We start from the raw sequence: 24,476 nt of genomic DNA, 5'->3' as shown, positions 1-24,476 counted from the left end.
CCTTTGCTTGACTCGGGGCATGACTCGGCTCGTGATCCTCGTCCTCGGAGCGACAGGCACCATCGGGCGGCGCGTGGCGGAGCGGCTGCGCGCGGCCGGCCACGCCGTGCGTGCAGCCTCCAGAGGCGGTGAGACCACGTTCGACTGGGCGCGGCCCGGCACGTGGGAGCCCGCGGTGAGAGGGGTGTCCAGGGTGTTTCTCATGGCCCCCGACGGCGTCCCGATCGACCCCGCGTTCGTGTCGCTGGCAGTGGATCAGGGGGTCGAGCAGATCGTGCTGCTGTCCAGCGGCGGCATCGAGGTCATGGGCGATGAGCGGCTGATGGCCGCGGAGCGCACGGTCCGCGACAGCGGCGCCGGGTGGACGATCCTGCGGCCGAGCTGGTTCGACCAGAACTTCGACGAGGGTTTCCTGCGGCCCGCGGTCATGGCGGGCGAGCTGATGGTGCCGCTGGGCGCCGTGCGCCAGGCGTTCGTCGACGCCGGCGACATCGCGGCCGTCGCCGCCGCGGCCCTCACGCGGGACGGCCACGCGGGGCACTCCTACGAGATCACGGGGCCGCGCGCCCTGTCGTTCGGGGAGGCCGCGCAGATCATCGGCTGGGCGGTCGGCCGCGAGATCATCTATCTGGGCGGCGAGGAGGAGTACATCGCGGCGCAGGGCTTCTCCGGCGACGCCATCCGTGCGGCCAAGGCGTTCACCGCCCTGCGTGCCCTCGGCGACCAGCCGGTCACCGAGGTCGTGAGCCAGGTGACCGACCGGCCGCCGAAGCCGTTCGAGAGCTACGTCACCGAGACGGCGGCGCGGGGCGCCTGGCGGCCGTGAGGCCCAGCTCGCGCACCAGGGCAGCCGCCGCGTCGAGCAGTTCCAGCTCCCTGGTGGTCATCGTGGGGTTCGCGCCCCGGCGGGCCTTGGCGCGGTCGAGGGCGTCGCCGTAGCCCATCGCGGGGCCGAGTCCGGCCAGCAGCGCGCCGAGCACCACCCGCGCCGCCGGCGCGCTCTCGTCCCGTGCGTCGGCCGCGACCTGCGCGAGGATCATCGCTGACATGGCGCAGTCCTCCTCCGGACTGCCCTCCTCGGTGTTGGACCAGTCGATCACGATCGGTCCGCGGGCCGTGAGCATGACGTTGTCCGGGTGCAGGTCCAGGTGGAGCACCCGGGCATCGGGGTCGGCCGAGTGCCGGGCCGGGATCCGGTGCAGGCGCAGGAGCAGCCGCGCGATAGCGTCGCCCGCCGCCTCGAGTCCCAGGTCGCCGTCGAGCATCGCCCGTAACATCGTCGGCCCGGCCAGCCGCTCCATCACCAGGTCGCCGGGCGGCCCTTCTCCCGGATGGACGCGGGGGACGGGATAACCGTGCCCCGCCACGTAGTCCATGACCGCGGCCTCCCGGCGCGCGTCGATGCCCGAACGGTAGCGGCGCAGCACCCGCACCTCGTCGATCGCGTACACGTCGGCGCTGCGGCCCTGCCCCAGCAGTTCGCCTGGCTCCATCCGGTCAACCTACCGAGCCGCGCCTCACGTGCGTCCGGCGATCCTGTCCAGCTCGGCCAGGTGGGCGGTGTGGTCGCGCCGCATGGCGGAGGCGAGCTCGCGGGCCTGTCGCGCGCCGCCCGCGCTCTGCTCGCCCTTCGCCACCAGCGCGAGCTGCTTCAGGTACGCCCGCAGCAACGTGACGAACCGCCGGTCGAACGCGTCGTCCCGCAGCCCGGACAGCGCCGTCAGGTCGGCGGCGGTGGGCATGCCGGGCATGTCATGCCTGGCGTGCGGGTTCTCGCCGGCGACCCGGGCCTGGGCGAGCAGGGCGCGCAGCCGGCCGCGCCCGCTCTCGTGCTCCGCGCCGAGCCGGGCTGCCAGGCCGGCGAGCGGCCGGTCGGCCGCGCGGTCCCGCGCGAGCTCCAGGAGGGGCAGCGCCCGCGTGTGCAGGGCCTCGGCCAGTTGCAGCCAGGCCACGTCCGTGGTGGTGAAGGCGCCGCTGGAGGCGGGCGCCTGAACAGGAGCAGGAACAGGAACGGGGTCAGGAGCGGCCGAGCAGCCGAGCAGCAGGACGGCCGGCAGCAGGAATCCGAGCACCCGTGACACGCGTACGACCTCCGGAGGGCCCGGGCGGTGACGGCCCGCCCGGGCGAGAAGCAGACGTTACGACGGCCGCCCGTCGGCCCCGCACTTGATGACCGGCCGGATGCAGTCGCGCACCCGGCGCTCCATCTCCGCCGCCGGCCACGCGTTGAAGAAGTCACCGTGCATCGTGAAACCGCCACCCGACGCCAGCCGGAAGTGCGAGGGGTCGCCGCTCACCGGGTAACGGATCACCTGCCGCAGCTTGGGCACCGGCACGGGGTGCGTGCTCGGGCAGGCGCCGCCCACCGGATAGGCCATGTGGCTCTTGTGGTCGGCGGAGTCGAGGTCGCGCCCGTTCCAGCACTGCGGGAAGTCCAGGTACGACTCCAGCATCGTCCCCGGCGGGCAGGTGACGAAGTCCTTCGACGCGCCGACGTGCCCGGCGTGCAGGCAGGACCACCGGGAGATCGTCGTGTGGTCGGGCCCGGTCGCCATGGCGTTGCCCGCGACGATCCGCAACCCGAGGGGCAGCGGCTGGGTCCTGGCGACGATGTCGTCGCGCACGCCCTCGCCGAGGTAGTAGAACGTGACGATGGCCGGCTCCACGGGTGCGCCGTCCCTGTAGAGGGTCGGCACCCAGTACGACGACTTGTCCACGGCCGGGTTGCAGTTCGTGGCGCCGTTGAGCAGGTCGTTGAGCTGGGTGTGGGCGTTGGTGACGCGGCTGCCGAAGAAGCTGTGCATGTGCGAGGCGCCCGGCAGGCCGGGGAAGACGATCGGGTCGTCGGGCAGCCGGTGGCTGAACGGGCAGTCGGCGAGGAACTCCGCCACCCGTACGGGCTCGGCCACCGCCGGGCGGGGCACGACGGCGACCAGGCCGATCAGCAGGGTCAGCAGCGCTGAGAGTCGTGAGGCGAGCATGGCGGCTCCCTTGGGCGTCATGGGTGGACGCGCACGATGTCGGTGAGCATCCGTGACGGGGAACGGCGTGGCCGTGTCGGGCGCTCCCGGCCGGTCGCCGCCGGTCGCGAGGGCGGGGGATGGCGGGTCGTAGACCACGGGTCGGGGTGTGGACTCACGACGTCTCCGTCAGGGTGCGAAGCGGGGGGTGTTCGGGGAGCGCTCCCTGATTGGGAGAGTGCTCGCCTCTCCTGCTGCTGTCAAGATGCTCGTTACCAGATGAAAACCCACCTGACACGCACGAGACCGCTCCTTACACCCCCATACGCGGCTTCCACCAGTGAGAACGACTCATCTCCCACCGACCGCGACCCTTCTCCCGCGCCGCACCGAACAGGAAACAGTAACCCGGCCATGACCGCCCGGAACCCCGCGCCGAACCCGACAAGGGAGCGCTCTCCCACAAAGGGAGACAACCGCCATGAATGTCAGCCCACGTGAACCTGGAACGGTCGGCGTGACCCGCAGCCGGTAAAATGGGTGGGAAATCCTTACTGGCCCCGCCAAACTGATCAACGAACCAGTAAGGAGCAACTTTCATGCCGAACCAGCCCGCACCGAACCTGCTGTCGTGGGCCAGCGAGATCGACGAAGGCGCGATCATGCAGGCCGCACGCACCGCCCGCCTGCCGTTCGTCTCCGGCCACGTCGCTCTCATGCCCGACGCGCACGTCGGCATCGGTGCGACGGTCGGCTCGGTGATCCCCACAGAGAACGCGATCATTCCCGCCGCCGTCGGCGTCGACATCGGTTGCGGCATGGTGGCCACCGAGACGACGCTCACGGCCGCGGACCTGCCCGACACGCTCGCGGCCCTGATGCCCATGGTGGAGCACCGCATCCCCGCCGGCGTCGGCAAGGGCCACGACGACCCGTCGACCGACCGCGCCCTCAACGACCTCGGGCTCCCCCACACCGATCTCAACCCGAAGCAGACGAAGAAGGTGGCCGACCAGTTCGGCACCCTCGGCTCCGGCAACCACTTCGTCGAGGTCTGCCTCGACGAGCGCGACCACGTCTGGACGGTGCTGCACTCGGGTTCGCGCGGCATCGGCAACCAGCTCGCCCAGCTGCACATCACGGGCGCCAAGAAGCTGATGAGGAAGCAGGAGGTCGGCCTGGAGGATCCGGACCTGGCGTACTTCGTCCAGAGCACGCCGGAGTTCACCGCGTACATCGAGGACATGTTGTGGGCCCAGCGCTACGCGATGGCCTCGCGTGCCCGGATGGACAGGGTCCTGATCAATGCCCTGTTCCGGGTCGTCGGCCAAGGCCGCCGTGTCCGCACGATCAACTGCCACCACAACTTCACCCAGCAGGAGACCCACTTCGGCAAGTCGATGTGGATCACTCGCAAGGGCGCCATCAAGGCCGACAGGGGTGACGAGGGCGTGATCCCGGGCTCGATGGGCACGCGCTCGTACATCGTGCGCGGGCGCGGAAACCCCGAGTCGTACACCTCGTGCTCCCACGGGGCGGGCCGCCGCATGTCGCGCACGAAGGCCAAGCGCGAGCTGTCGGCGAGCTCGCTCACCGCGGCCATGAGCGGCCGCACCTGGAACGCCGACCGGGCCGCCGCACTGGTGGACGAGCACCCTGAGGCGTACAAGCCCATCGACCAGGTGATGGCGGACCAGACCGATCTGGTGGAGGTACGGCACACGTTGCGCCAGATCTTCAACTACAAGGGCTGACCGGACTCCGGCTCCCCGCCTGCGCGACAGGCGGGGAGCCGTCTTTCTGTCGGTGCCAGAACGTAGGGTTCGGCGGGTGGACGAGACCTCCAGAACCCGGCGTGCCGTGCAGGCCTACGTCGACAACACCGAGCGGCGGGATTGGCAGGCGCTCGGCGACCTGCTCGATGAGGACGTGGTGTACGAGATGCCGCAGACCCGCGAGCGCATCCGCGGGAAGCCGGCCTTTCTCCAGTTCAACAGGGATTATCCCGGTGACTGGCACCTACGGGTGCGGCGCGTCGTCGCCGACGGTCTCCATGCGGCGGCGTGGATCGACGCTCGCGTGGGCGATGAGCCGCTGGACGCGTGCGTCTGGTTCGACGTCTCGCCCCATGGGCTGATCAGCCGCGTCACCGATTACTGGCCGGAGCCCTACGATCCGCCGGCCGGCCGCGAGCACCTCGTGGAGCGCTGGTGACCCGTCCACCGGGTGCGGCGTTCCACGCCAGGGGCACCACGAACGCCAATTCCACACAAGTGGTCCGCATCAAGAACCTGCCGGTGCCGTGGCGCGGGGTGTTCCGTCATCAGGTTCTCACCGCCTCCTTCTGTACGACCTGCGCAGGCGGCCTGCCGGGCAGGAGCGGGATGACCGCCAGCACGATAACCAGCACGGTCACGACGAGCCAGAAGATGCCGTGGAAACCGGCGATCACGTCCCCGGCGGTCTGCAGGACGAGCGTGACGACCGCCACGCCGAGCGCGGCGCCGAGCTGGTTGAGCATGTAGAGCACCGAGCTGCCCTGCGCCACCATGGGCTCGGGCAGCGTGCGATAGAGCGAGCCCATGGTGGGCGCGCTGAAACATCCGCTGCCCAGGCCGAGCGTGAGCGCCGCCAGCGCCGGCCGGATCTCGGGCGTGTGGGCTCCCATCCGGGTGAAGGAGAGCGCGCTGAGCAGGGCGACGACGGCGCCCGCGATGGCCAGTCCGCGCGCGCCGATCCGGTCCGACAGCCACCCGGCCAGCGGCATCGCGATGGAGCCGCCGAGCCCGAGCGGCGCCATCAGCAGCCCGGCGGCGAGCACGCCGTGCCCGTGGGCCTGCTGGTAGTACAGCGGCAGCGCGAACAGCGCCCCGAAGAGGGACAACCCGCCGAGCCCCATGATCGTGACGCTGGCCGTGAACCCGCGGTTGGCGAACAGGCGCAGGTCGATCAGCGGCGGTTTCCTCCGCCCGATGAGCGAACCGGCGGGTGAACCCGCCGGGCGCGCCCGCAGCGCGTGCACCGCATAGCCGGCCAGCAGCAGCACGCCCGTGGCCAGCGGCAGCAGCGCCTGCCAGGCGGCGAACGACCCCTGCTCGGCCGTCTGCGACAGCGCCAGGACGACGGCCGCGAATCCGGGCCCGAGCAGCGCCAGTCCCACGACGTCCAGCCGGGCGGGCGACACGCCGGACGTCCCATGGGACGGCTCGTCGGCGGGGACCACCCGTACGGCCAGCAGCAGGGCGACCAGTCCGACGGGCACGCTGAGCAGGAACATCCACCGCCACGACAGTCCGGCGAGCACCGCGCCGCCCGCGATCGGCCCGAGCACGGGCCCGAGCGAGAGCACCACGCCCATCAGTCCCATCACCCGTCCGGCCCGGCGCGGCCCGGCGGCCCTGGCCAGCAGGATCAGCACGAGCGGGTCGAGCAGTCCCGCCCCGAACCCCTGGAGCACCCGGAAGGCGATCAGGCTGCCGACGTTCCAGGCCAGTCCGGCCAGCAACGATCCGGCCAGGAAGAGCGACAACCCGGCCAGCCAGAGCCGCCTGCCGCCGAACCGGTCGACGGCCCAGGTGGTGAACGGGATGGTGGCGGTGACCGCGAGCAGGAAGCCGGTGGACGTCCAGCCGACCGTGCTGAGCGAGGTGGCGAAGGCGACGGCCAGGGTGTCGATGGCGACGGCGGCCATCGTGCTGTTGAGGATGCCCAGCAGCCCACCGAGCAGGATCACGCCGATCATGCCGAGGAGCCGGGAATCCATCCGGTCATCCGATGGAATTGAACTCATGGGTTCAACGTAGTTATCCCATACGTTCGCATGCAACCCGTACGTCCACGGAGTGAACCAGCGCGTACAATCACCGGCATGGCCACCAGCACACGCGGGCGCATCGACAAACGCCAGGCGATCCTCGGCGGCGCGTTCGCCGTGTTCGCCCGCCTGGGATACGCGCAGGCCTGCGTGCAGGACATCGCGGACGAGGCCGGCGTGGCCAAACCGACGGTCTACAACCACATGACCGACAAGGCCACGCTGTTCCGGCACGCCGTGGAGGCCGCCTCGCAGGCCGCGCTCGATGCCCGGATCGGCGCGCTCGCGCCGCTGGCCGATCCGGGCGACGATCTGGCCGGCGCGCTGGAGGGCGTCGCGCACGCGCTGCTCCGCCTGCACACCGACGAACGTTCGTGCGCGTTGAAACGGCTGCTCTACTCCGAGATCACGAGATTTCCTGACATCCTCGACGTCGTGACCGGCAGCGGCCCCCACCATCTCACCCAGGCGCTGGCCGACCGCCTGGCCCGGCTCGCACTCTCCGGCCGCCTGCGCGCCGCCGATCCCGACCTCGCGGCCGAGCAGTTCCTCGCCCTGCTCCTCGGCCCGCTGGAGGCCCGCTCCCGCCTGGGCACCCGCCAGATCAGCGACGCCGAGCTCCGTGACCTGGCCCGCGCCACCGTGCGCACCTTCGTGCGCGCCTGGGGCCGGAACGCGCCATAGCCAATGTCGGCGACAAGGCCTCTTGTCGGTGGTAGGCAAGAGATATAGTCTGCCGCGTGTGGTGGAACGAGACGACTACGCGGCCATCCGCGATCGGATCATCGGGCTCTCCCACACCCATGGCTTGCGCTGCGACTGGGCGGAGACGACCAGGCGGCAGCGCTTCCTCCTGCTGTGGGACGCCGAGGGCCGCGTCGCGGCCCGCGCGATCGTCCCGCTCTACCCCGGGGAGACGCCCCATCTGGTCGACTCCCTCGAGCAGGGGCTCGCTCACCTGTTCGGCGACCACTGGCTGGAGGATTCATGACGGCGGACCGCGTTGACGTTCACATCACTCTGGCGGGCAGCCTGTGGCTGGCCCAGGTGGACGGCGTGGCCGGCGGCATGTCCGCGCGCACGCTGAAGGAGCTGCACGCCGACGTCACCGAAGGGCTGCCGTTCCTGTTCGCCGACCGCGACCGGCCGCCCGCGCCCGTCTTCCACTACGCGCTGCCCGGCCTGTCCGAGCAGGACCTCGACGACTTCGCCGCGCTCCAGCGCCAGGCCGCCGCGATCGCCGAAGACTACACGCGCACGCTGAAGAAACGCGTCAAGCACATGCACGAGCTGGGCCTGTCCGACGGCGACATCGGAGAGCTGCTCGGCCTGACCAAGCAGCGCATCCAGCAGATCCGCGCCAACGCCAACGACGAGTCCCGCCAGACCGCCTGACGGAGCTTCCCGCCTGGTCCGACGCGCCAGCCTCCGACAGACGGACGGTCCGGGTCGACGGGCTCCACGCCCGAGCACCAGCGCGCCACTTCCACCCGGCCATCGGCCGGGCACGGCACGTCCACACAGCCGGCGTGGCCGAGACCGATGGTGACGCCTTCGTAGTACTTGACGCGAAGGAGCAAGTACTTGCTATTGTGCGTCAAGTGAGTACGCGCGAGCACGTGGCGTTGGCAGGCGAGCTGGTCGAGCTGGTCGAGCGGCGGATCGTCGATCCGCTGGAGATCCTCTTCGGCTCCGGCGAGCAGGTGGACCCGGTCAGGGCCCGCCTGCGGATCGAGGCCGAGGTGTGGGCCGCCCAGTTGCTGGGCCCCGACGAGAGCCTCGCGGTCCGTACGGCGGCGAGGTTGATCGCGGCCGCCTTCCCCGGCGACGGCCCGTTCGATCCCCCCGACGAGTGGTGGAGCACCGCCTTCGGCAGGGCCGTGGCCAGGCGCGCCGGCCATCCGGGCAAGGAGGCGGTGCCGTTCGCCACGGCGGGCGCGATGCTCGGCATCACCCGGCAGGGAGTTCACGACCTGGTCAAGCGCGCGAAGCTCGACCGGCATCCCGACGGCGGGGTGAGCACCCACTCGATCCGCGAACGGCTGAACCAACCTCAGGAGCGTCATGCCGCACGACGTCACCATCACTGACCACGACATCCCCCTCGCCGTACGCGACCACGGCGGGCCCGGCGAGCCCGTCCTCCTCCTCCACGGCCTGGGCGGCACGCTGGAGGCGTGGGACCGGATCGAACTCGCCGGCCACCGACCCGTGGCGCCTGACCTGCGGGGCCACGGCCTGTCCGGCGACGGCCCGTGGGAGTGGGAGAGGGCGCTGGACGACCTCGAGGCGGTGGTGGCACACCTGGACCTCGGCAACCCGGCCGTCGCCGGTCACTCGCTGGGCGGCATGCTCGCCGTGTTGTGGGCCAGGCGACATCCCGAATGCCCGGCGATCGTCAACCTCGACGGGCTGCGCTCCGCCGAGAGTTCCCCGGACAACTACCCCGGGATGGACCCCGTGACGAGGGACCGGGAGCTGGCGAGCCTCAAGGCCGTGTTCGACGAGCAGTCCGCGAGCATGGGCCGGCCGCTGCCCGCAGAGCTCCGGCCCATGTTCCCCGCCAGGGCTCTCGCCGAAAGGGACGGGCAGGTCCACGCCCGGCCCGGCGCGGAACTCCTCGAAGCGGTGCGCCACACCCCGGAGTTCCGCGACACGATCCCCCTGCTGCACGAGGTCACCTGCGACGCCCTGGTCGTGATCCCGACCCGCGACCCGCAGGCCATGCCGGGCGGCGAGCTGATGGCGGCGTTCAGGAGAGGAGTGCGCCGCGACCTCGCCTCCCTGCCGCCCCACATCCGGGTCAGGGAGCTGGACTCCGGCCACGACCTGCTCGCCGAGCAGCCGCAGGCGGTCGCCGCCCTGATCACGGACTTCCTCGCCGCCCCGAGGTGAGGTCGGCGGGCTACTTGGCGTTGGCCTTGAGATAGTCGCTGTTCATCTGGGCGATCGTGTCCAGCGGGATGCCCTTGGGGCAGACCGCCGTGCACTCCCCCGTGTTCGTGCAGCCGCCGAACCCCTCCGCGTCCATCTGGTCCACCATGGCCTTGGCGCGGGACACACGTTCCGGCTGGCCCTGGGGAAGCAGGCTCAGGTGAGTGATCTTGGCGGCGGTGAACAGCGAGGCCGAGCCGTTCGGGCAGGCGGCCACACAGGCCCCGCAGCCGATGCACGTCGCCGCGTCGAACGCGTCGTCCGCGTCCTCCTTGCGTACGGGGACGCTGTGGGCGTCGGGCGCCGAACCGGCGGGAACGGAGACGAAGCCGCCCGCCTGGATGATCCGGTCGAACGCGCTGCGGTCCACCACCAGGTCCTTCACCACCGGGAACGGCGCCGCCCGCCACGGTTCGATGGTGATCGTGGCGCCGTCCTCGAAGTGGCGCATGTGCAGCTGGCACGTCGTCGTGGCGCGCTGCTCGCCGTGCGCCACGCCGTTGATCACCATGCCGCACATGCCGCAGATGCCCTCGCGGCAGTCGTGGTCGAAGGCGATCGGGTCGTCGCCCTCCAGGATGAGGCGCTCGTTCAGGACGTCCAGCATCTCCAGGAAGGACATGTCCGGGGAGACGTCCTCCACCCGGTACGTCACCATCCGCCCGTCGGCAGAGGGGCCGCTCTGCCGCCAGACCTTCAAGGTCAGGTTCACGCCCGGGGCTCCTTCGCTTCGCTCAGTCGCCCATTCCCGGGCATGAACAGGTTGCTGCGTCTGATGGTTCGCTCGCTCACTTGTAGCTCCGCTGGGTCATCTTGACGTACTCGTACTCGAGCGGTTCCTTGTGCAGCACCGGCCCGTCAGGGGTGCGCTCCCAGGCCGCCACGTGCGCGAAGCGGTCGTCGTCGCGCAGCGCCTCGCCGTCGGAGTCCTGTGACTCGGCGCGGAAGTGGCCGCCGCACGACTCCGTGCGGACCAGGGCGTCCAGGCACATGAGCTCGGCGAGGTCGAAGAAGTCGGCGACGCGGCCGGCCTTCTCCAGGACCTGGTTCAGCTCCTCGGCGGTGCCGGTCACCTTGACGTTCTGCCAGAACTCCGCGCGCAGCTCCGGGATGCGCTCCAGCGCCTTGCGCAGCGACTCCTCCGTGCGCTCCATGCCGCAGTAGTCCCACATGAGCTTGCCCAGCTCGCGGTGGAAGGAGTCGGGGGTGCGGGTGCCGTTCACCGACAGCAGCCGATCGATCTTGTCGCGGACCCTGATCTCGGCCGCGGCCACGGCCTCCTCGTCGACGTCGTTGTACGGGCCGTCCGCGAGATAGTCACCGAGGGTGGTGGGAAGCACGAAATATCCGTCGGCGAGCCCCTGCATCAGCGCCGACGCGCCGAGCCGGTTGGCGCCGTGGTCGGAGAAGTTGGCCTCCCCGATGACGAACAGGCCGGGGATCGTGGACTGCAGGTCGTAGTCCACCCACAACCCGCCCATCGTGTAGTGCACGGCGGGGTAGATGCGCATCGGCACGTCGTACGGGTTCTCACCCGTGATGCGCTCGTACATCTCGAACAGGTTGCCGTACTTCTTCTCCACGGCGTCGCGCCCGAGCCGGCCGATCGCGTCGCGGAAGTCCAGGTAGACGCCGAGCCCGCCGGGCCCGACGCCGCGGCCCTCGTCGCAGACGTTCTTGGCGGCCCTGGAGGCGATGTCGCGGGGCACGAGGTTCCCGAACGCGGGGTAGATCCGCTCCAGGTAGTAGTCGCGCTCCTGCTCCGGGATGTCACCGGGGGCGCGCGTGTCGTTCTTGCGCAGCGGCACCCAGACGCGGCCGTCGTTGCGCAGCGACTCCGACATCAGGGTCAGCTTCGACTGGTACTCGCCGGAGACCGGGATGCAGGTGGGGTGGATCTGCGTGTAGCAGGGGTTGGCGAAGTACGCGCCCCGCTCGTGCGCCCGCCAGATCGCCGTGGTGTTGCAGCCCTTGGCGTTGGTGGACAGGAAGAACACGTTGCCGTAGCCGCCGGTGGCCAGCACCACGGCGTCGGCCACGTGGCGCTCGATCTCGCCGGTCACCATGTCGCGCACGATGACGCCGCGGGCCCGCCCCTCGGAGACGATCAGGTCGAGCATCTCGTGCCGGGTGTGCATGGTGACGGTCCCGGCCGCGACCTGCCGCTCCAGCGCCTGGTACGCGCCCAGCAGCAGCTGCTGGCCCGTCTGGCCGCGGGCGTAGAACGTACGGGAGACCTGGGCGCCGCCGAACGAGCGGGTGTCGAGCAGGCCTCCGTACTCGCGGGCGAACGGCACGCCCTGCGCGACGGCCTGGTCGATGATGTTCACCGAGACCTGGGCGAGGCGGTAGACGTTCGACTCGCGTGCGCGGAAGTCGCCACCCTTCACGGTGTCGTAGAAGAGCCGGTAGATGCTGTCGCCGTCGCCGCGGTAGTTCTTCGCGGCGTTGATCCCGCCCTGCGCGGCGATGGAGTGGGCGCGTCGGGGTGAGTCCTGGTAGCAGAACGAGGTGACGTTGTAGCCCAGCTCGCCCAGCGTCGCGGCGGCCGAGCCGCCCGCCAGGCCGGTGCCCACCACGATCACGTGGAGTTTGCGCTTGTTGGCCGGGTTGACCAGCTTGGCGCTGAACTTCCGCTTCTCCCACCGCTCCTCGATGGGTCCGGAAGGCGCCTTCGCGTCCCGGATCTCCGAGCCCTCCGTGTACTTCACTGCACAACTCCGAACGTGATCGCGAGGGGCGGGGCGAGGAAACCGATGACCAGCACGGCGGCCAGCAACCCTGCCCCGAGGCGCAGCGTCCTGTTGCGGGCCCGGTTGGCCCAGCCGAGGGTCTGGAACGCGCTCCAGACGCCGTGCCGCAGGTGCAGGCCGACCATGACGACGGCGACGACGTAGATGAGCGTCACCCACCACCGGGAGGCGTCGAAGCCCGCGACCATCCGGTCGGCGGGGGCGGAGTCGAAGCCCTTGGGGTTGACGACGCCGAAGGTCAGGTCGAGCAGGTGCCAGACCAGGTACAGCGCGATCGTCAGGCCGCCGAACCGCATGATGTGGGTGGCGTAGCCGCCCGCCTGCGACTTCTTGGCGACGTACTTCACCGGCCTGGCCTTGCCCGCCCGCCGGGCCAGCGAGATCGCGGCCCACATGTGCAGGACGACGGACACGGCGAGCACGACCTCCACGACCGTCAGCACCGTGCGGTAGGGGACTATCGGCTCGAGCAACGTGCGCAGCGCGTGCGCGTACTCGTTGAACGAGTCGCGGCCGAAGAAGATCTTGAGGTTGCCGAGCATGTGGAGGACGAGGAAGAGCACCATCACGGCGCCCGTGACGGCCATGACGGCTTTCTTGCCGTTCGAGGAACCCATGAAGCCGCGCGCTCTGCGGCGCTTCCTGGTGCTGGGAGGGGTGACGGGCGCTGTGGCGGCGCCGCGCTCTATCGTGGCTGTCACGTCTCCAGACGCTATGTACGCAGCGACGATCCGTCCAAGTCATCGTAGGTCTCGTTTCGATAGCCACCGGCTATGATGCGGGTCTGTACGGTCGCCCCACTCCGGGGACGGTCGGCCGATGCGAGGAATGTCACATGCAGCTGCAACAACTGGCCTACTTCGTCGCGGTCGCGGAGACCAGGCACTTCACGCAGGCGGCCGAGCGCATGCGGGTCGCGCAGCCGTCCCTCAGCAAGCAGATCAAGACCCTGGAGAGCGATCTGGGCACCCGGCTGTTCTCCCGGGCCCGGGGCAACGTCACGCTGACCGCGGCGGGCGAGGCGCTGCTGCCGCTGGCGCGCCGGATCCTCGCCGACGCCGACACCGCCCGGCAGGAGGTGGCCGAGCTCGCGGGGCTCCGGCGTGGCCGGGTGCGGCTCGGCGCCACGCCGTCGTTGTGCGCGGGGCTGCTGGCCGACGCGCTGGCCCGCTTCCACCGCGCGTACCCGGGGATCGAGCTGCTGGTGGAGGAGGGCGGCTCGCGTGACCTGGTCAGGGCGCTGGCCCGCGGCCAGCTCGACCTGTCGCTGATCATCATGCCGCTGCACAGCGACGACCCGGCCCTGGTGACGGAGGAGATCCTCAGGGAGAACCTCGTGGTCGCCGCACCCTCCCACGAGGCGGCACGCGGACGATACCTGCACATCGAGGAGCTGCGCGGCCGGCAGATGGTGATGTTCCGGCGCGGCTACGACCTGCGCGATGCCACGCTGGCGGCGTGCCGTCAGGCGGGGTTCGAGCCGAGGTTCGCGGTGCAGGGCGGCGAGATGGACGCGGTGCTGCGGTTCGTGGAGGCGGGCCTGGGCGTGGCCGTGGTGCCGTCGATGGTGCTCGACGGGCGGCCCGGCCTGTCGGGCACGCCTCTCGCGCCGCCGGGGCTCAGCCGCACGATCGCCCTGGCCCACCGCAAGGACGTCGAGCCGGCCAGAGCGGCACAGGCGTTTCGCGAGATCCTGCTAGCTTTCGTGGTGGAATCTGAGCACGAAGGCACGCTTCCGCAAGGCGTGGAGCTCATCGCAAAATGAGCACCACTACTCCGACCCCCCGAAGAGGCGTCTTGACGGCAAATCTCTCAATAACGCTGACGCTGCTCCTCATCGAGGATGACGACGGCGACGCCTTCCTCGTCGAAGAGCTGCTCAAGGAGGCGGAAGCCCCACCCAGGATCTTCCGGGCGCGAAGTCTGCGCGAGGCGAAGGAGAAGCTGACCGAGCACATCCAGTGCGTGCTGGTCGACCTGACCTTGCCCGACGCCAACCGCCTGGAGGCCCTGGAGGAGGTCCTGGAGCTGGCCCCGCACGCCGCCGTGCTCGTGCTCACCGGCCTGCGGGACGTCCACGTCGGCGTCGGCGCCGTCCAGGCCGGCGCCCAGGACTACCTGGTCAAACAGGACATCGACGCGCGGCTGCTGGCCAGAGCCATCCGATACGCGATGGAGCGCAAGCGGGCCGACCTGGCCCACCTGGCGCTGCTGCAGGCGGAGCTGTCGGCAAAGGAGAACGCCAGGCTGGAGGGCGCGCTGCTGCCCGACGCGCTGCTGCGTACCGACGCGATCGAGCACGTCACCCGCTACCTGCCGGGCAGCGGCGGCACGCTGGCCGGCGACTTCTTCGACACCGTGCAGACGCCGGACGGCTCCCTGCACGTCGTGATCGGCGACGTGTGCGGGCACGGACCCGACGAGGCGGCGCTCGGAGTGGCGCTGCGCATCGCCTGGCGCACGCTGGTGCTGGCCGGGCAGACGGACGAGACGATGCTGCGCACGCTCGACGCGCTGCTGCGGGCCGAGCGCCAGGCCCCCGAGATCTTCACCACGCTCTGCACGGCCACCATCTCCCCCGACCTGCTGCACGCGAAGATGCACGTGATCGGCCACCCGCCTCCCGTGCTGGTGCGCGACGGAGGCGCCGAGGCGGTGTGCGACACGCCCTCCGGCCCACCGCTCGGCATCTTCCCCGACGTTGAGTGGCGCGTGATCGACGTCCCGCTGGGCGAGGAGTGGACGATGATGCTCTACACCGACGGCCTGATCGAGGCGGCCGTGGGCGAGCCCGACGGGGAGATCGGGGTGGACGGCCTGATCGAGCTCGTACGCGCCCACGGAGACATCGACCTCGACCGGCTCATCACCCACGTCGGCACGCTGAGCGACGACCTCGCCGTGATCCTGCTGCGCAGGAGGAAAGCATGAGCATCCACCCGCTGCCGCCCGCCCCGGAGCCCACAGGGCTGGGCCGGCTGATGAGCCGGTCGCCCGCTGGTTCCTGTTCGTCGGGGCGATCGCCGGCATCGCCTTCGTGGCCGGGGTCACGGTCATCCTGGTGATGAGCGCCCGCACCATGGAGCTGTCCCCGCGCCCCGAGGTCGCCACGCAGCTCACCCGGCTGAACGTCGCGCTGATCGTGGTGTTCGCGGTGCTGCTGGCCTGCGGCGTCGGACTGGCGTTCATCGTGCGCCACGCCGTGCTCAACCCCATCGACCGGCTCACCACACAGGTGCGTACGGTCGCCGGCGGCGACTTCGACCACGTCCTGCACGTCGACCGGCCGGCGGAGCTGGCCGAGCTGGCCGGCCACGTCGACTCCATGCGCGACCGCATCGTCGCGGCCTGGCGGGTCGCCGCCGACCAGAGCGAGGAGCTGCGCAGGTCCAACGGCGAGCTGGAGCAGTTCGCCTACGTCGCCAGCCACGACCTCCAGGAGCCGCTGCGCAAGGTCGCCAGCTTCACCCAGATGCTGGAGCAGCGGTACGGCACGCAGCTCGACGACCGGGCCAAGCAGTACATCCACTACGCGGTCGACGGCGCCAAGCGCATGCAACTGCTCATCAACGACCTGCTCGACTTCTCCAGGGTCGGCCGGGTCACCAGCGGCAAGACCGCGATCGAGTCGGGCGTGGCGCTGGACGCGGCGCTGGAGAACCTCTCGGCCGTGATCGAGGACACCGGCGCCACGGTGACCCGCGACGAGCTGCCCCGGGTCACCGGCAACCGGATGCAGCTCACCCGGCTCTTCCAGAACCTGGTCGAGAACGCCGTGAAGTTCCGCGCCGAGGAGCCTCCGCGCATCCACATCGGTGCGGAGAGGTCCGGCGACATGTGGGAGTTCAGCTGCTCCGACAACGGCATCGGGATCGAGCCGAAGTACGCCGACCGCATCTTCCTGATTTTTCAGCGTCTCCACCCCCGCGACGTCTATCCCGGCACCGGAATCGGGCTCGCCCTGTGCCGCAAGATCGTCGAGTACCACGGTGGCCGGTTGTGGCTGGACGGTGACACCGAGGGCAGGGGCACGACGTTCCGCTGGACACTACCTGTGGCTGGAGGCTGATCACGATGGACGTACGACCGATCGATGTGCTTCTCGTCGAGGATGACCAGGCGGACATCCTGCTGACGAAGGAGGCGTTCGACCTCAACAAGGTCCGCAACCGCCTCAACGTGGTCAACGACGGCGAGCAGGCGCTGGCCTACCTGCGCGGGGAGGGCGACTACCGCGACGCGACCCGCCCCGACCTCATCCTGCTCGACCTCAATCTGCCGAGGATGAGCGGCAGCGAGGTGTTGCGGGAGGTCAAGGACGACCCGCTGCTGCGCACGATCCCGGTGGTGATCCTGACGACGTCGGAGGCGGAGGAGGACATTCTGCGCAGCTACCGGCTGCACGCCAACGCGTACGTGTCCAAGCCGGTGGACTTTGAGCAATTTATCCGCGTTGTCCGACAGATAGATAATTTTTTCGTAACGGTGGTTAAACTTCCTACCTCGGGGCAGCCCATGTGACGCACCTACGTGACAGGAATCACAGCGGGTCATCGAAATTGTGAGTGACCCCGCTCACTAAACTCGATCCTGTCGTCGTAACGTATCCCCCACCAACGCGCGCCTGAGCGGAGATCGCCATCCGCGCGCCCAGCGAATACGAAAACCACGGACCCCCTGCGCGATGGGTCCGCGGGAGGTGGAGAGGTCCGCGATGACCCAAACGACGCCCGACGCACCAGCGAGAAGGCAGCGTGCCCAGGTCAAGGTGCGCACGCTGCGCACCGACCGATGGTGGCTCGTACCGCTAGTGACGTTCCTCGGGCTCAGCTCATTCCTTGTCTACGGCGTGTGGGCGATCATCGACACGAGCAACTTCGTCGATCCCTACATCGCCCCGTTCGCCTCGCCCTGCCTGACGACTCAGGAGGTCTGCGACGGCGCGCGGCTGTTCGGATGGGCGCCCGTCGGCGGCTGGTACGCGCTCCCGCCGGGGCTGCTGATCCTCGGCCTGCCCGGCGGGTTCCGGCTGACGTGCTACTACTACCGCAAGTCCTACTACCGCTCGTTCTGGCTGTCGCCGGCGGCGTGCGCCGTGCAGGAGCCCCATGGGAAGTACACCGGTGAGACCCGGTTCCCGCTGATCATCCAGAACATCCACCGCTACTTCTTCTACTTCGCGGTGGTGATCGGCGCCATCCTCACCTACGACGCCGTCCTGGCGCTGGTGCACAAGCCGCTGGGCCTCGGCTCGTGGATCCTGCTCCTCAACGCCGTGCTCATCCTCGGCTACACCTTCGGCTGCCACTCGTGCCGCCACATCACCGCGGGCCGGCTCAACCACTTCTCCCGTCACCCGCTGCGCTATCGGGCCTGGACGTTCGTCTCCAAGCTCAACGCCAAGCACCAGCAGCTCGCGTGGGCCTCGATGTTCTCCGTCATGGGCGCCGACCTCTATGTACGCCTGGTCGCCAAGGGCATCATCGCCTTCCCGTTCGCGTAAGGACCAGCTTCAGTGGAAAACCCGATGAACACAGAGCGCCACGAGTACGACGTCGTCGTCATCGGCGCGGGCGGCGCCGGCCTGCGGGCCGCGATCGAGGCGCGCCAGCAGGGCAAGCGCACGGCGATCGTCTGCAAGTCGCTGTTCGGCAAGGCGCACACCGTCATGGCCGAGGGCGGCGCCGCCGCAGCGATGGGCAACGTCAACCCCGACGACAACTGGATGGTGCACTTCCGTGACACCATGCGGGGCGGCAAGTTCCTCAACAACTGGCGGATGGCCGAGCTGCACGCCAAGGAGGCGCCCGACCGCGTCTGGGAGCTCGAGGCCTGGGGCGCGCTCTTCGACCGCACCAAGGACGGCAAGATCAGCCAGCGGAACTTCGGCGGGCACGAGTATCCACGGCTCGCCCACGTGGGTGACCGCACAGGGCTGGAGATGATCCGCACCCTGCAGCAGCGCGTCGTCGCCCTCCAGCAGGAGGACTACGAGACCCACGGCGACTACGAGGCCTACATCAAGGTCTTCGCCGAGTGCACGGTCACCCGGCTGCTCAAGGACGGCGACGCGATCTCCGGCGCGTTCGGCTACTGGCGCGAGTCGGGAAGTTTCATCCTCTTCGACGCGCCGGCCATCGTCCTGGCCACCGGCGGGATCGGCAAGTCCTACGTCGTCACCTCCAACTCCTGGGAGTACACCGGCGACGGCCACGCCCTGGCCCTGCTCGCCGGCGCCAACCTGATCAACATGGAGTTCATCCAGTTCCACCCCACGGGGATGGTCTGGCCGCCGTCCGTGCGCGGCATCCTCGTCACCGAGTCCGTCCGCGGTGACGGCGGCGTGCTGCGCAACTCCGAGGGCAAGCGCTTCATGTTCGACTACGTCCCCGACGTGTTCAAGGACAAGTACGCCACCAGCGAGGAAGAGGGCGACCGCTGGTACACCGACCAGGCCAACAACCGGCGCCCGCCGGAGCTGCTGCCGCGTGACGAGGTGGCCCGCGCGATCAACGCCGAGGTCAAAGCCGGTCGCGGCTCGCCCCAGGGCGGTGTCTTCCTCGACGTCTCCACCCGGCTGCCCGCCGAGGAGATCAAGAAGCGGCTGCCGTCGATGCACCACCAGTTCAAGGAGCTGGCCGACGTCGACATCACCGCCGAGCCCATGCAGGTGGGCCCGACCTGCCACTACATCATGGGCGGCGTCGAGGTCGACGCCGACACCGGCGCGGCGGCCGTGCCCGGCCTGTTCGCGGCCGGCGAGGTCTCCGGCGGCATGCACGGCTCCAACCGGCTGGGCGGCAACTCGCTGTCCGACCTGCTGGTGTTCGGTCGCCGGGCGGGCGCGGGCGCGGCGGCGTACGTGGACGGGCTCGCGGCCCGGCCCAAGGTGGCCGACGACGCGGTCGAAGCGGCCCGCGAGGAGGCGATCGCGCCGCTCGGACGCAGCGGCGAGAACCCCTACGAGGTGCACCACGAGCTCCAGCGCACCATGAACGAACTCGTCGGCATCATCCGCAAGCCCGACGAGGTCGCCGAGGCTCTCCAGGTCGTGGAGAAGCTGAAGGAGCGCGTGGCGCTGGTCGGCGCGGCCGGCTCGCGCGTCTACAACCCCGGCTGGCACCTCGCGATCGACCTGCGCAACATGGTGCTGGTGTCGGAGTGCGTGGCGCGCGCCGCGCTGCTGCGCGAGGAGAGCCGCGGCGGGCACACCCGCGACGACTTCCCCGGGATGAACCCGGAGTGGCGCCGCAAGCTGCTCGTCTGCTCCACCGAGGGCGGCTCGGCCGTCCGCGTCGAGGAGAGGATCCAGCCGCGCATGCGCGACGATCTGATCAGCCTCTTCGAACGCGACGAGCTGAGCAAATACCTCACCGACGAAGAGATGACCGAGTTCGACGGGATAGCGAAGTCATGAGCTACAAGGCAAAGTTCAAGGTCTGGCGCGGTGAGGGCGGCGAGGGCAGGCTCGAGGACTTCACCGTGGAGGTCAACGAGGGCGAGGTCGTCCTCGACATCATCCACCGGCTCCAGGCCACGCAGGCGCCCGACCTGGCCGTGCGCTGGAACTGCAAGGCGGGCAAGTGCGGCTCGTGCAGCATGGAGATCAACGGTAAGCCGCGGCTGGGCTGCATGACCCGGATGTCCACCTTCGAGGAGGACGAGACCATCACGGTCACGCCCATGCGCACGTTCCCCGTCATCAAGGACCTCGTCACCGACGTGTCCTACAACTACCAGAAGGCCCGGGAGGTCCCGTCCTTCACCCCGCCGGCCGACGTCCGGCCAGGCGAGTTCCGGATGAAGCAGGTCGATGTCGAGCGGTCCCAGGAGTTCCGCAAGTGCATCGAGTGCTTCATGTGCAACAACATCTGCCACGTGATCCGCGACCACGAGGAGAACAAGCCGGCCTTCTCCGGCCCGCGCTTCCTCATGCGGATCGCCGAGCTGGACATGCACCCGTACGACGTGGCGGACCGGCAGGAGACGGCCCAGGAGGAGCACGGGCTCGGCTACTGCAACATCACCAAGTGCTGCACCGAGGTCTGCCCCGAACACATCAAGATCACCGACAACGCGCTGATCCCCATGAAGGAGCGCGTGGTCGACCGGAAGTACGACCCGCTGGTGTGGCTGGGCAACAAGATCTTCAAGCGCACCTCGTAGGGCGCTGACACGGAAGGCGGGGGCCGGATGATCCGGCCCCCGCCTTCGTGCGTCCACGTCCTTCGCGGCGTGCGCCTGCCTTGCGCGCCCTACTTCTTGCGGCCCCAGCGGCGCTTGCGCTTGGCGTCGCCCGGCGCCTCCTGCGGGGGCTCCTGGCCCTCCTGCGTGCCTGCCTGCTGCTCGGGCTCCGGCTCCTGGTCCGGCAGCGGCTGGATCGCGGTCACGTCGCCGTCGGCGGGCAGGTAGGGCGGCGGGTCGTAGTTACCGCCGCGGACGGGCGGCTCGAACAGCGAAGCCGACGGGCCCTGCCAGGGCTCCGCGTCACCCGGCTCCGCGGCCGAGGCCGGCGCGCTCGGACGCTCACTCTCCTCGTCGTACGGGCTCGCACCCCCCGGCGGAATGTCCGCAGGCGGGATCACCGGCTCGAACGGGTCACGGTATTCGCTCTGCTTGGGCGGCTCGTGGCTGTAGGAGCCGAACTCGTCCGGGTGCAGCACCACCGGCTCCTCCGCCGGGGGCGGCTCCTCGTGCGGGTAGTCCTGCGGCGGAGCCGGCTGCGGGTCCTGGTAGACGGCGCCGTACTGCACCTGGCCGCCCGGATAGGTCTGCACGGGGACGAAGCTGATGATCGGCGCGTACGCCGTGCCGCCCGGATAGCCGGGGGCGGGGAAGCCGGCCGTGGCGTAGCCCGGGCCCGCCGGGTAGCCGCCGCCAGGAGGGATCTCCGGCGGGGCCATCGGCCCCGCCTTGCGTACCGCCGCCGCGTGGGCCATCCGGCGCAGCCGCCCCTCGAAGATGAGGACGGCGAAGAGCGCGAGGAGCACCAGCACCAGCGCCGGGATGCTGAGCTTCTGCGTCAGCGTGCGCTGGTCGAACTCGGGCGCCGCGTTCCGCAACTCCAGCGGCACCTCCTCGGAGGAGGCAGGCGGCGTCTCGCTCAACGGCGCGCTGGGGGGCGTCTCGGTCGGCGCGACGGTCGGCATCTCCACGCTCTCCTCAGGAGTGGCGGGGGCGGAGGTGCTGGGCGGCACCTCGACGCTCTGCGTGGGAAGCGGCTGCGGCTGCTGCTGCGGGGTGGACGGCGCGGTGCTCGGGGTCGGGCTCTTGGTGGTCTTCTTCGGCGTGGGGCTCTTGGTGGTCTTCGTAGGAGTCGCGGTGACGGTCTGGGTGATCGTCGTCTGCGGATCCTGCTCCTCCTCCGGCTCGTCAGGAGGGGGCTCGCCCGCCGTCGCCGTGACCGTCACCGTGGTCTCGGGATTCTCCGGCCACGCATCGCACACATCGCCGGGATTGCACCCCTCCACCGGGTCGTACGCCGCCGTGGAGGCGCTGGCGCTCTGCACGATGAACGGGGCCGCGCCCGCACCGGCGAGGCCCAGCGCCAGGACGATCGCGGACACGGCTGTCGCTCGCCTGCGCTCCACCGTTGCCCTCCGCCAGTCCCGAAACCATGGTCAAAGGAATACTAGCCGGGTCAAAGTAACAGTAAAGACTGATTTACAACTCCAATTTACGGTTTCGGCCCTGTTGTACCGTGACAATGAGTCTCAACGCCCCCAGCAGCAGTCCGACGGCTGCGGCGGCCAGCCAGAAACCCGTCGCGCCGTCCACGATGCTGACCCCCTCTTCCGGGCGCACACGTTTGGCCGACGACACCATTTCGAACGGCAACGGGGCCGACCCTGGACTTGCGGCCGGCGGGAACGACATCTCCGGGGACGGAACGGTTCCCGCGGTCGCCGCCACCTGCGGCGCCCCATCGGGGAACGCGTGCGCGAACCCGTCAGGCATCTCCTGCGCGTTCCCGTAGGGCAACGACTGCGTGGACCCGTGGGACCGGGTCGAGCCCTGAGCCTGTGCTGCCCCCCGGTTCTGCGCGGGCATGGACTGCCGGCCCTGAGCCTGCGCCGTCTTCTGAGCCTGCGCGGTCTTCTGAGGCTGCGCCGTCTTCTGAGCCTGCGCTGCGCCAGGCTGCGCGGCGCCCTGAGGCTGCCCGGCGCCCTGAGGTGCGACAGCCTGAGGCACCGCGCCTTGGGGCTGGGCGGACCCCCGCGACTGCGCTCCCCCATGAGACCGAGAGCCGTTGGATGGGAAGCCCTGAGCCTGGGTCCCGATAGGCGGTTGTTGCGCGGGCTCGGGATCCGCTCCCTGCTCCTGCGCTGACGTTCCCGGCGCCCGCTGCGGGGAGACGGCGGGCGGCACCTGCTCCTCAACCTGGCCCCGCATGGCCGGTGGTCCCTGCGCCTCGCGCCGCGTACCCTCCAACTCGCGGATCGCCTGACCGTGCTCCCGCGCGCCGGCCTCCGCAGGCTCCCACGCTTCCACGCCACGCTCCCGCACCCCGGGGTCGCCCACACCGCGCCGCACCGGGGAATGCCGCTCGGCGCCGGCCGGTCGGCGTCCTTCCACAGCGACACCCGCGGGTGAGCGTGCCTCGCCAGAACCGGGAGGCGGCCCGTCTCCCGTCTCCGGCCCGACGGGCCGTCGGCCGTCCACGCCGGAACCTGGAGGCGGTCCATCCTCCGCCCCGGGACCGACGGGCCGCGGGCCGTCCACACCGGGACCGGGAGGCCACCAACCCCCTGCCACGGCACCGGACGGCGGCCAGAACTCCGCGCCAGGCCGTTCCCCCGCCCCAGGGCCGGCCGGCCCCTCGGCGACAGCGGGATGGCCGGCGTCCTGCGACCGGTCGCGCACACCGTAGGGCACCCGTGCCCCGCCGCCGGACTCGTCCGGTCCCGACGAACCCGGCGGCGCCGGTACGGTGCTCGTGACCCGCGTGGAGACGGTGTCGGCCGTGGTCGTCAGCCCGTCACCGGTGCCGGTGCGCATCCAGGCGGCCGCCGCCAGCGCCACGGCCCTGGCCCCGGCCGGCGCGGTGAGCGTCACCTCAACGGATCGTTCCCCGGCGACCTCGCCCAGCCTGCACACCCGCGTTCCCGGAAGGGTGGCGCTGGCGCGGGTGGAGCCGGAAGGGACCGACAACGCGCGTACGGCAAGCTCCTCGGAGGCCACCTCGCCCGCCGTCACCACCTCCGCCCGGGAGCCTCCCGCAGGCTCCTCCCGGCTCGCCCCGGGAATGCCGGCATGCTCCGGCATGACAGCCCCCGGCCCGAAACTCCAGGCGGGACGATCGGGCGACGGGGCGCAGACGACCTCCGCCAGCGCTTCCGCCGGGCTGGCCGCCACCGCGACCCTCGCACCCCTGCCCATCCCGTTCAGCCGTACATTGAACCGCTGGACGTCCCCCGTCCTGACCCGCTTGCCCGCGCCGTCAGACCCCTTGATCCGCTCGAGCACCAGCGACACCCCCGTGGCCCCCACGGGCACACAGGGCACCGCCGTCAGAAGGAGGGCTCCGGCAATGATCCAGCCACGCCGCATCATTCCCACTCCCCCGTTGCGACAAATCACACTGAGTCACCATCATGACACACAGGGTGAGGAGTCCATCACCGGGGCAGCAGGTTCTCCACGGTCTTCATGATGGGCAGGTCAGCGCCCAGCCAGTCGACGTCGTAATAGTCGCCTGGACCGAGCCACCGCAGCGCCAGGTGCTCCTTGGCTTCGGGCACACCCGAGATCAGGGAGCACAGCCACACGCGCATGACATACCCCGCCGAGAGCGGCCAGTCACCGCCCACGCGTTCGCCCACCGCGATCTCGACGCCGAGTTCCTCGCGGCACTCCCGCACGAGCGCCGCCCGCTCGTCCTCCCCCGGATCCACCTTCCCGCCGGGGAACTCCCACCCGCCGGCCAGCGCCGCCGGCTCGGCGCGCTGGGCCGCGAGCACCCGGCCGCCAGGGGCGACGATCACCGCGGCCACGACCACGACCGTGCTCATCACG

Annotated in this window: 25 protein-coding genes; 15 read left to right on the top strand and 10 right to left on the bottom strand. The window is 70.4% G+C overall.

The features are described from left to right. The first annotated feature begins 19 nt into the window (after positions 1–19). On the top strand, positions 20–826 hold the full coding sequence (locus tag ABGB14_RS25560; protein WP_347646349.1) for an NAD(P)H-binding protein: 807 nt from the start codon (positions 20–22) through the stop codon (positions 824–826). Here the strand turns inward: ABGB14_RS25560 and ABGB14_RS25555 are convergent. Genes ABGB14_RS25555 through ABGB14_RS25545 form a run of 3 tightly spaced genes read right to left on the bottom strand, consistent with a single transcriptional unit; the run spans position 789 to position 2,981 of the window. Next, positions 789–1,493, bottom strand: coding sequence for a phosphotransferase (locus ABGB14_RS25555; protein ID WP_347646348.1), 705 nt, complete (start codon positions 1,491–1,493; stop codon positions 789–791). The two genes, ABGB14_RS25560 and ABGB14_RS25555, sit on opposite strands and share 38 nt — an antisense overlap. A 24-nt stretch (positions 1,494–1,517) precedes the next feature. Further along, on the bottom strand, positions 1,518–2,081 hold the full coding sequence (locus ABGB14_RS25550) for a DUF305 domain-containing protein (RefSeq protein WP_347646347.1): 564 nt from the start codon (positions 2,079–2,081) through the stop codon (positions 1,518–1,520). A 57-nt stretch (positions 2,082–2,138) separates the two neighbouring features. Next, entirely contained in the window at positions 2,139–2,981 is an 843-nt protein-coding gene (locus ABGB14_RS25545) for a DUF1996 domain-containing protein (RefSeq protein ID WP_347646346.1), read from the bottom strand. Between the two features lie 578 nt (positions 2,982–3,559). On the opposite strand from ABGB14_RS25545, the gene ABGB14_RS25540 reads away from it, so the two are divergent. Next, positions 3,560–4,714, top strand: coding sequence for an RtcB family protein (locus ABGB14_RS25540; protein WP_347646345.1), 1,155 nt, complete (start codon positions 3,560–3,562; stop codon positions 4,712–4,714). 76 nt (positions 4,715–4,790) lie between these two features. Then, complete coding sequence (locus ABGB14_RS25535) at positions 4,791–5,174, top strand: nuclear transport factor 2 family protein (protein WP_347646344.1); 384 nt, start codon at positions 4,791–4,793, stop codon at positions 5,172–5,174. 109 nt (positions 5,175–5,283) lie between these two features. On the opposite strand, the gene ABGB14_RS25530 is transcribed toward ABGB14_RS25535, so the two are convergent. Continuing rightward, positions 5,284–6,723, bottom strand: a complete 1,440-nt coding sequence (locus ABGB14_RS25530; RefSeq protein ID WP_347646343.1) for a DHA2 family efflux MFS transporter permease subunit — start codon at positions 6,721–6,723, stop codon at positions 5,284–5,286. A 105-nt stretch (positions 6,724–6,828) separates the two neighbouring features. Between ABGB14_RS25530 and ABGB14_RS25525 the strand changes: the two genes are divergently transcribed. The 5 genes from ABGB14_RS25525 to ABGB14_RS25505 all read left to right on the top strand — a co-directional run bounded on the left by ABGB14_RS25525 (position 6,829) and on the right by ABGB14_RS25505 (position 9,669). Continuing rightward, positions 6,829–7,458, top strand: coding sequence for a TetR/AcrR family transcriptional regulator (locus tag ABGB14_RS25525; RefSeq protein WP_347646342.1), 630 nt, complete (start codon positions 6,829–6,831; stop codon positions 7,456–7,458). A 58-nt stretch (positions 7,459–7,516) separates the two neighbouring features. Next, complete coding sequence (locus ABGB14_RS25520; protein ID WP_347623248.1) at positions 7,517–7,765, top strand: hypothetical protein; 249 nt, start codon at positions 7,517–7,519, stop codon at positions 7,763–7,765. Beyond that, the gene (locus tag ABGB14_RS25515) at positions 7,762–8,169 is read left to right on the top strand and encodes a hypothetical protein (protein ID WP_347646341.1); all 408 of its coding nucleotides are present in this window, start codon (positions 7,762–7,764) and stop codon (positions 8,167–8,169) included. The genes ABGB14_RS25520 and ABGB14_RS25515 overlap by 4 nt, the downstream gene beginning before the upstream one ends. Before the next feature lie 206 nt (positions 8,170–8,375). Beyond that, a complete protein-coding gene (locus ABGB14_RS25510) occupies positions 8,376–8,864 on the top strand; it encodes a hypothetical protein (protein WP_347646340.1) in 489 nt (162 codons plus the stop codon). Continuing rightward, positions 8,839–9,669: an alpha/beta hydrolase gene (locus ABGB14_RS25505; protein WP_347646339.1), complete on the top strand. Its 831-nt coding sequence runs from the start codon at positions 8,839–8,841 to the stop codon at positions 9,667–9,669. The genes ABGB14_RS25510 and ABGB14_RS25505 overlap by 26 nt, the downstream gene beginning before the upstream one ends. A 10-nt stretch (positions 9,670–9,679) precedes the next feature. Here the strand turns inward: ABGB14_RS25505 and ABGB14_RS25500 are convergent, their stop codons facing one another. The 3 genes from ABGB14_RS25500 to ABGB14_RS25490 form a co-directional block, all read right to left on the bottom strand. Continuing rightward, positions 9,680–10,420 carry a succinate dehydrogenase/fumarate reductase iron-sulfur subunit gene (locus ABGB14_RS25500; protein ID WP_347646338.1) on the bottom strand — a complete coding sequence of 247 codons (741 nt, stop codon included), beginning with the start codon at positions 10,418–10,420 and terminating at the stop codon, positions 9,680–9,682. A 76-nt stretch (positions 10,421–10,496) separates the two neighbouring features. After that, a complete protein-coding gene (locus tag ABGB14_RS25495) occupies positions 10,497–12,419 on the bottom strand; it encodes a fumarate reductase/succinate dehydrogenase flavoprotein subunit (RefSeq protein WP_347646337.1) in 1,923 nt (640 codons plus the stop codon). Next, entirely contained in the window at positions 12,416–13,162 is a 747-nt protein-coding gene (locus ABGB14_RS25490) for a succinate dehydrogenase cytochrome b subunit (RefSeq protein WP_347646336.1), read from the bottom strand. Before ABGB14_RS25490 ends, ABGB14_RS25495 begins: the two co-directional genes overlap by 4 nt. 134 nt (positions 13,163–13,296) lie before the next feature. On the opposite strand from ABGB14_RS25490, the gene ABGB14_RS25485 reads away from it, so the two are divergent. The 7 genes from ABGB14_RS25485 (at position 13,297) to ABGB14_RS25455 (ending at position 20,627) form a co-directional block, all read left to right on the top strand. Further along, positions 13,297–14,226 (top strand): LysR substrate-binding domain-containing protein, encoded by a 930-nt coding sequence (locus ABGB14_RS25485; protein ID WP_347646335.1) that lies wholly within the window; start codon positions 13,297–13,299, stop codon positions 14,224–14,226. Between the two features lie 32 nt (positions 14,227–14,258). Next, positions 14,259–15,392 carry a SpoIIE family protein phosphatase gene (locus ABGB14_RS25480; protein ID WP_347646334.1) on the top strand — a complete coding sequence of 378 codons (1,134 nt, stop codon included), beginning with the start codon at positions 14,259–14,261 and terminating at the stop codon, positions 15,390–15,392. A gap of 106 nt (positions 15,393–15,498) precedes the next feature. Then, positions 15,499–16,530, top strand: a complete 1,032-nt coding sequence (locus ABGB14_RS25475) for an ATP-binding protein (protein ID WP_347646333.1) — start codon at positions 15,499–15,501, stop codon at positions 16,528–16,530. A 5-nt stretch (positions 16,531–16,535) separates the two neighbouring features. Beyond that, positions 16,536–16,982 carry a response regulator gene (locus ABGB14_RS25470; protein ID WP_347646332.1) on the top strand — a complete coding sequence of 149 codons (447 nt, stop codon included), beginning with the start codon at positions 16,536–16,538 and terminating at the stop codon, positions 16,980–16,982. A 193-nt stretch (positions 16,983–17,175) separates the two neighbouring features. Continuing rightward, positions 17,176–17,964 carry a hypothetical protein gene (locus ABGB14_RS25465; RefSeq protein ID WP_347646331.1) on the top strand — a complete coding sequence of 263 codons (789 nt, stop codon included), beginning with the start codon at positions 17,176–17,178 and terminating at the stop codon, positions 17,962–17,964. Between the two features lie 24 nt (positions 17,965–17,988). Further along, complete coding sequence (locus ABGB14_RS25460; RefSeq protein ID WP_347646330.1) at positions 17,989–19,878, top strand: fumarate reductase/succinate dehydrogenase flavoprotein subunit; 1,890 nt, start codon at positions 17,989–17,991, stop codon at positions 19,876–19,878. Then, positions 19,875–20,627 (top strand): succinate dehydrogenase/fumarate reductase iron-sulfur subunit, encoded by a 753-nt coding sequence (locus ABGB14_RS25455; RefSeq protein ID WP_132600105.1) that lies wholly within the window; start codon positions 19,875–19,877, stop codon positions 20,625–20,627. The genes ABGB14_RS25460 and ABGB14_RS25455 overlap by 4 nt, the downstream gene beginning before the upstream one ends. 89 nt (positions 20,628–20,716) lie before the next feature. Here ABGB14_RS25455 and ABGB14_RS25450 read toward each other — a convergent pair whose 3' ends face one another. From ABGB14_RS25450 to ABGB14_RS25440, 3 genes are all read right to left on the bottom strand, one after another. Next, positions 20,717–22,027 carry a hypothetical protein gene (locus ABGB14_RS25450; RefSeq protein ID WP_347646329.1) on the bottom strand — a complete coding sequence of 437 codons (1,311 nt, stop codon included), beginning with the start codon at positions 22,025–22,027 and terminating at the stop codon, positions 20,717–20,719. Between the two features lie 97 nt (positions 22,028–22,124). Then, positions 22,125–23,957, bottom strand: a complete 1,833-nt coding sequence (locus ABGB14_RS25445; protein ID WP_347646328.1) for a hypothetical protein — start codon at positions 23,955–23,957, stop codon at positions 22,125–22,127. Positions 23,958–24,079: 122 nt separating this feature from the next. Then, positions 24,080–24,472 carry a (deoxy)nucleoside triphosphate pyrophosphohydrolase gene (locus ABGB14_RS25440; protein WP_347646327.1) on the bottom strand — a complete coding sequence of 131 codons (393 nt, stop codon included), beginning with the start codon at positions 24,470–24,472 and terminating at the stop codon, positions 24,080–24,082. Positions 24,473–24,476: the final 4 nt, after the last annotated feature.

Source organism: Nonomuraea sp. B10E15 (genome assembly GCF_039871615.1).
In the GTDB taxonomy this organism is placed as follows: Bacteria; Actinomycetota; Actinomycetes; order Streptosporangiales; family Streptosporangiaceae; genus Nonomuraea.
This window is presented reverse-complemented; position numbering and strand designations above follow the sequence as displayed.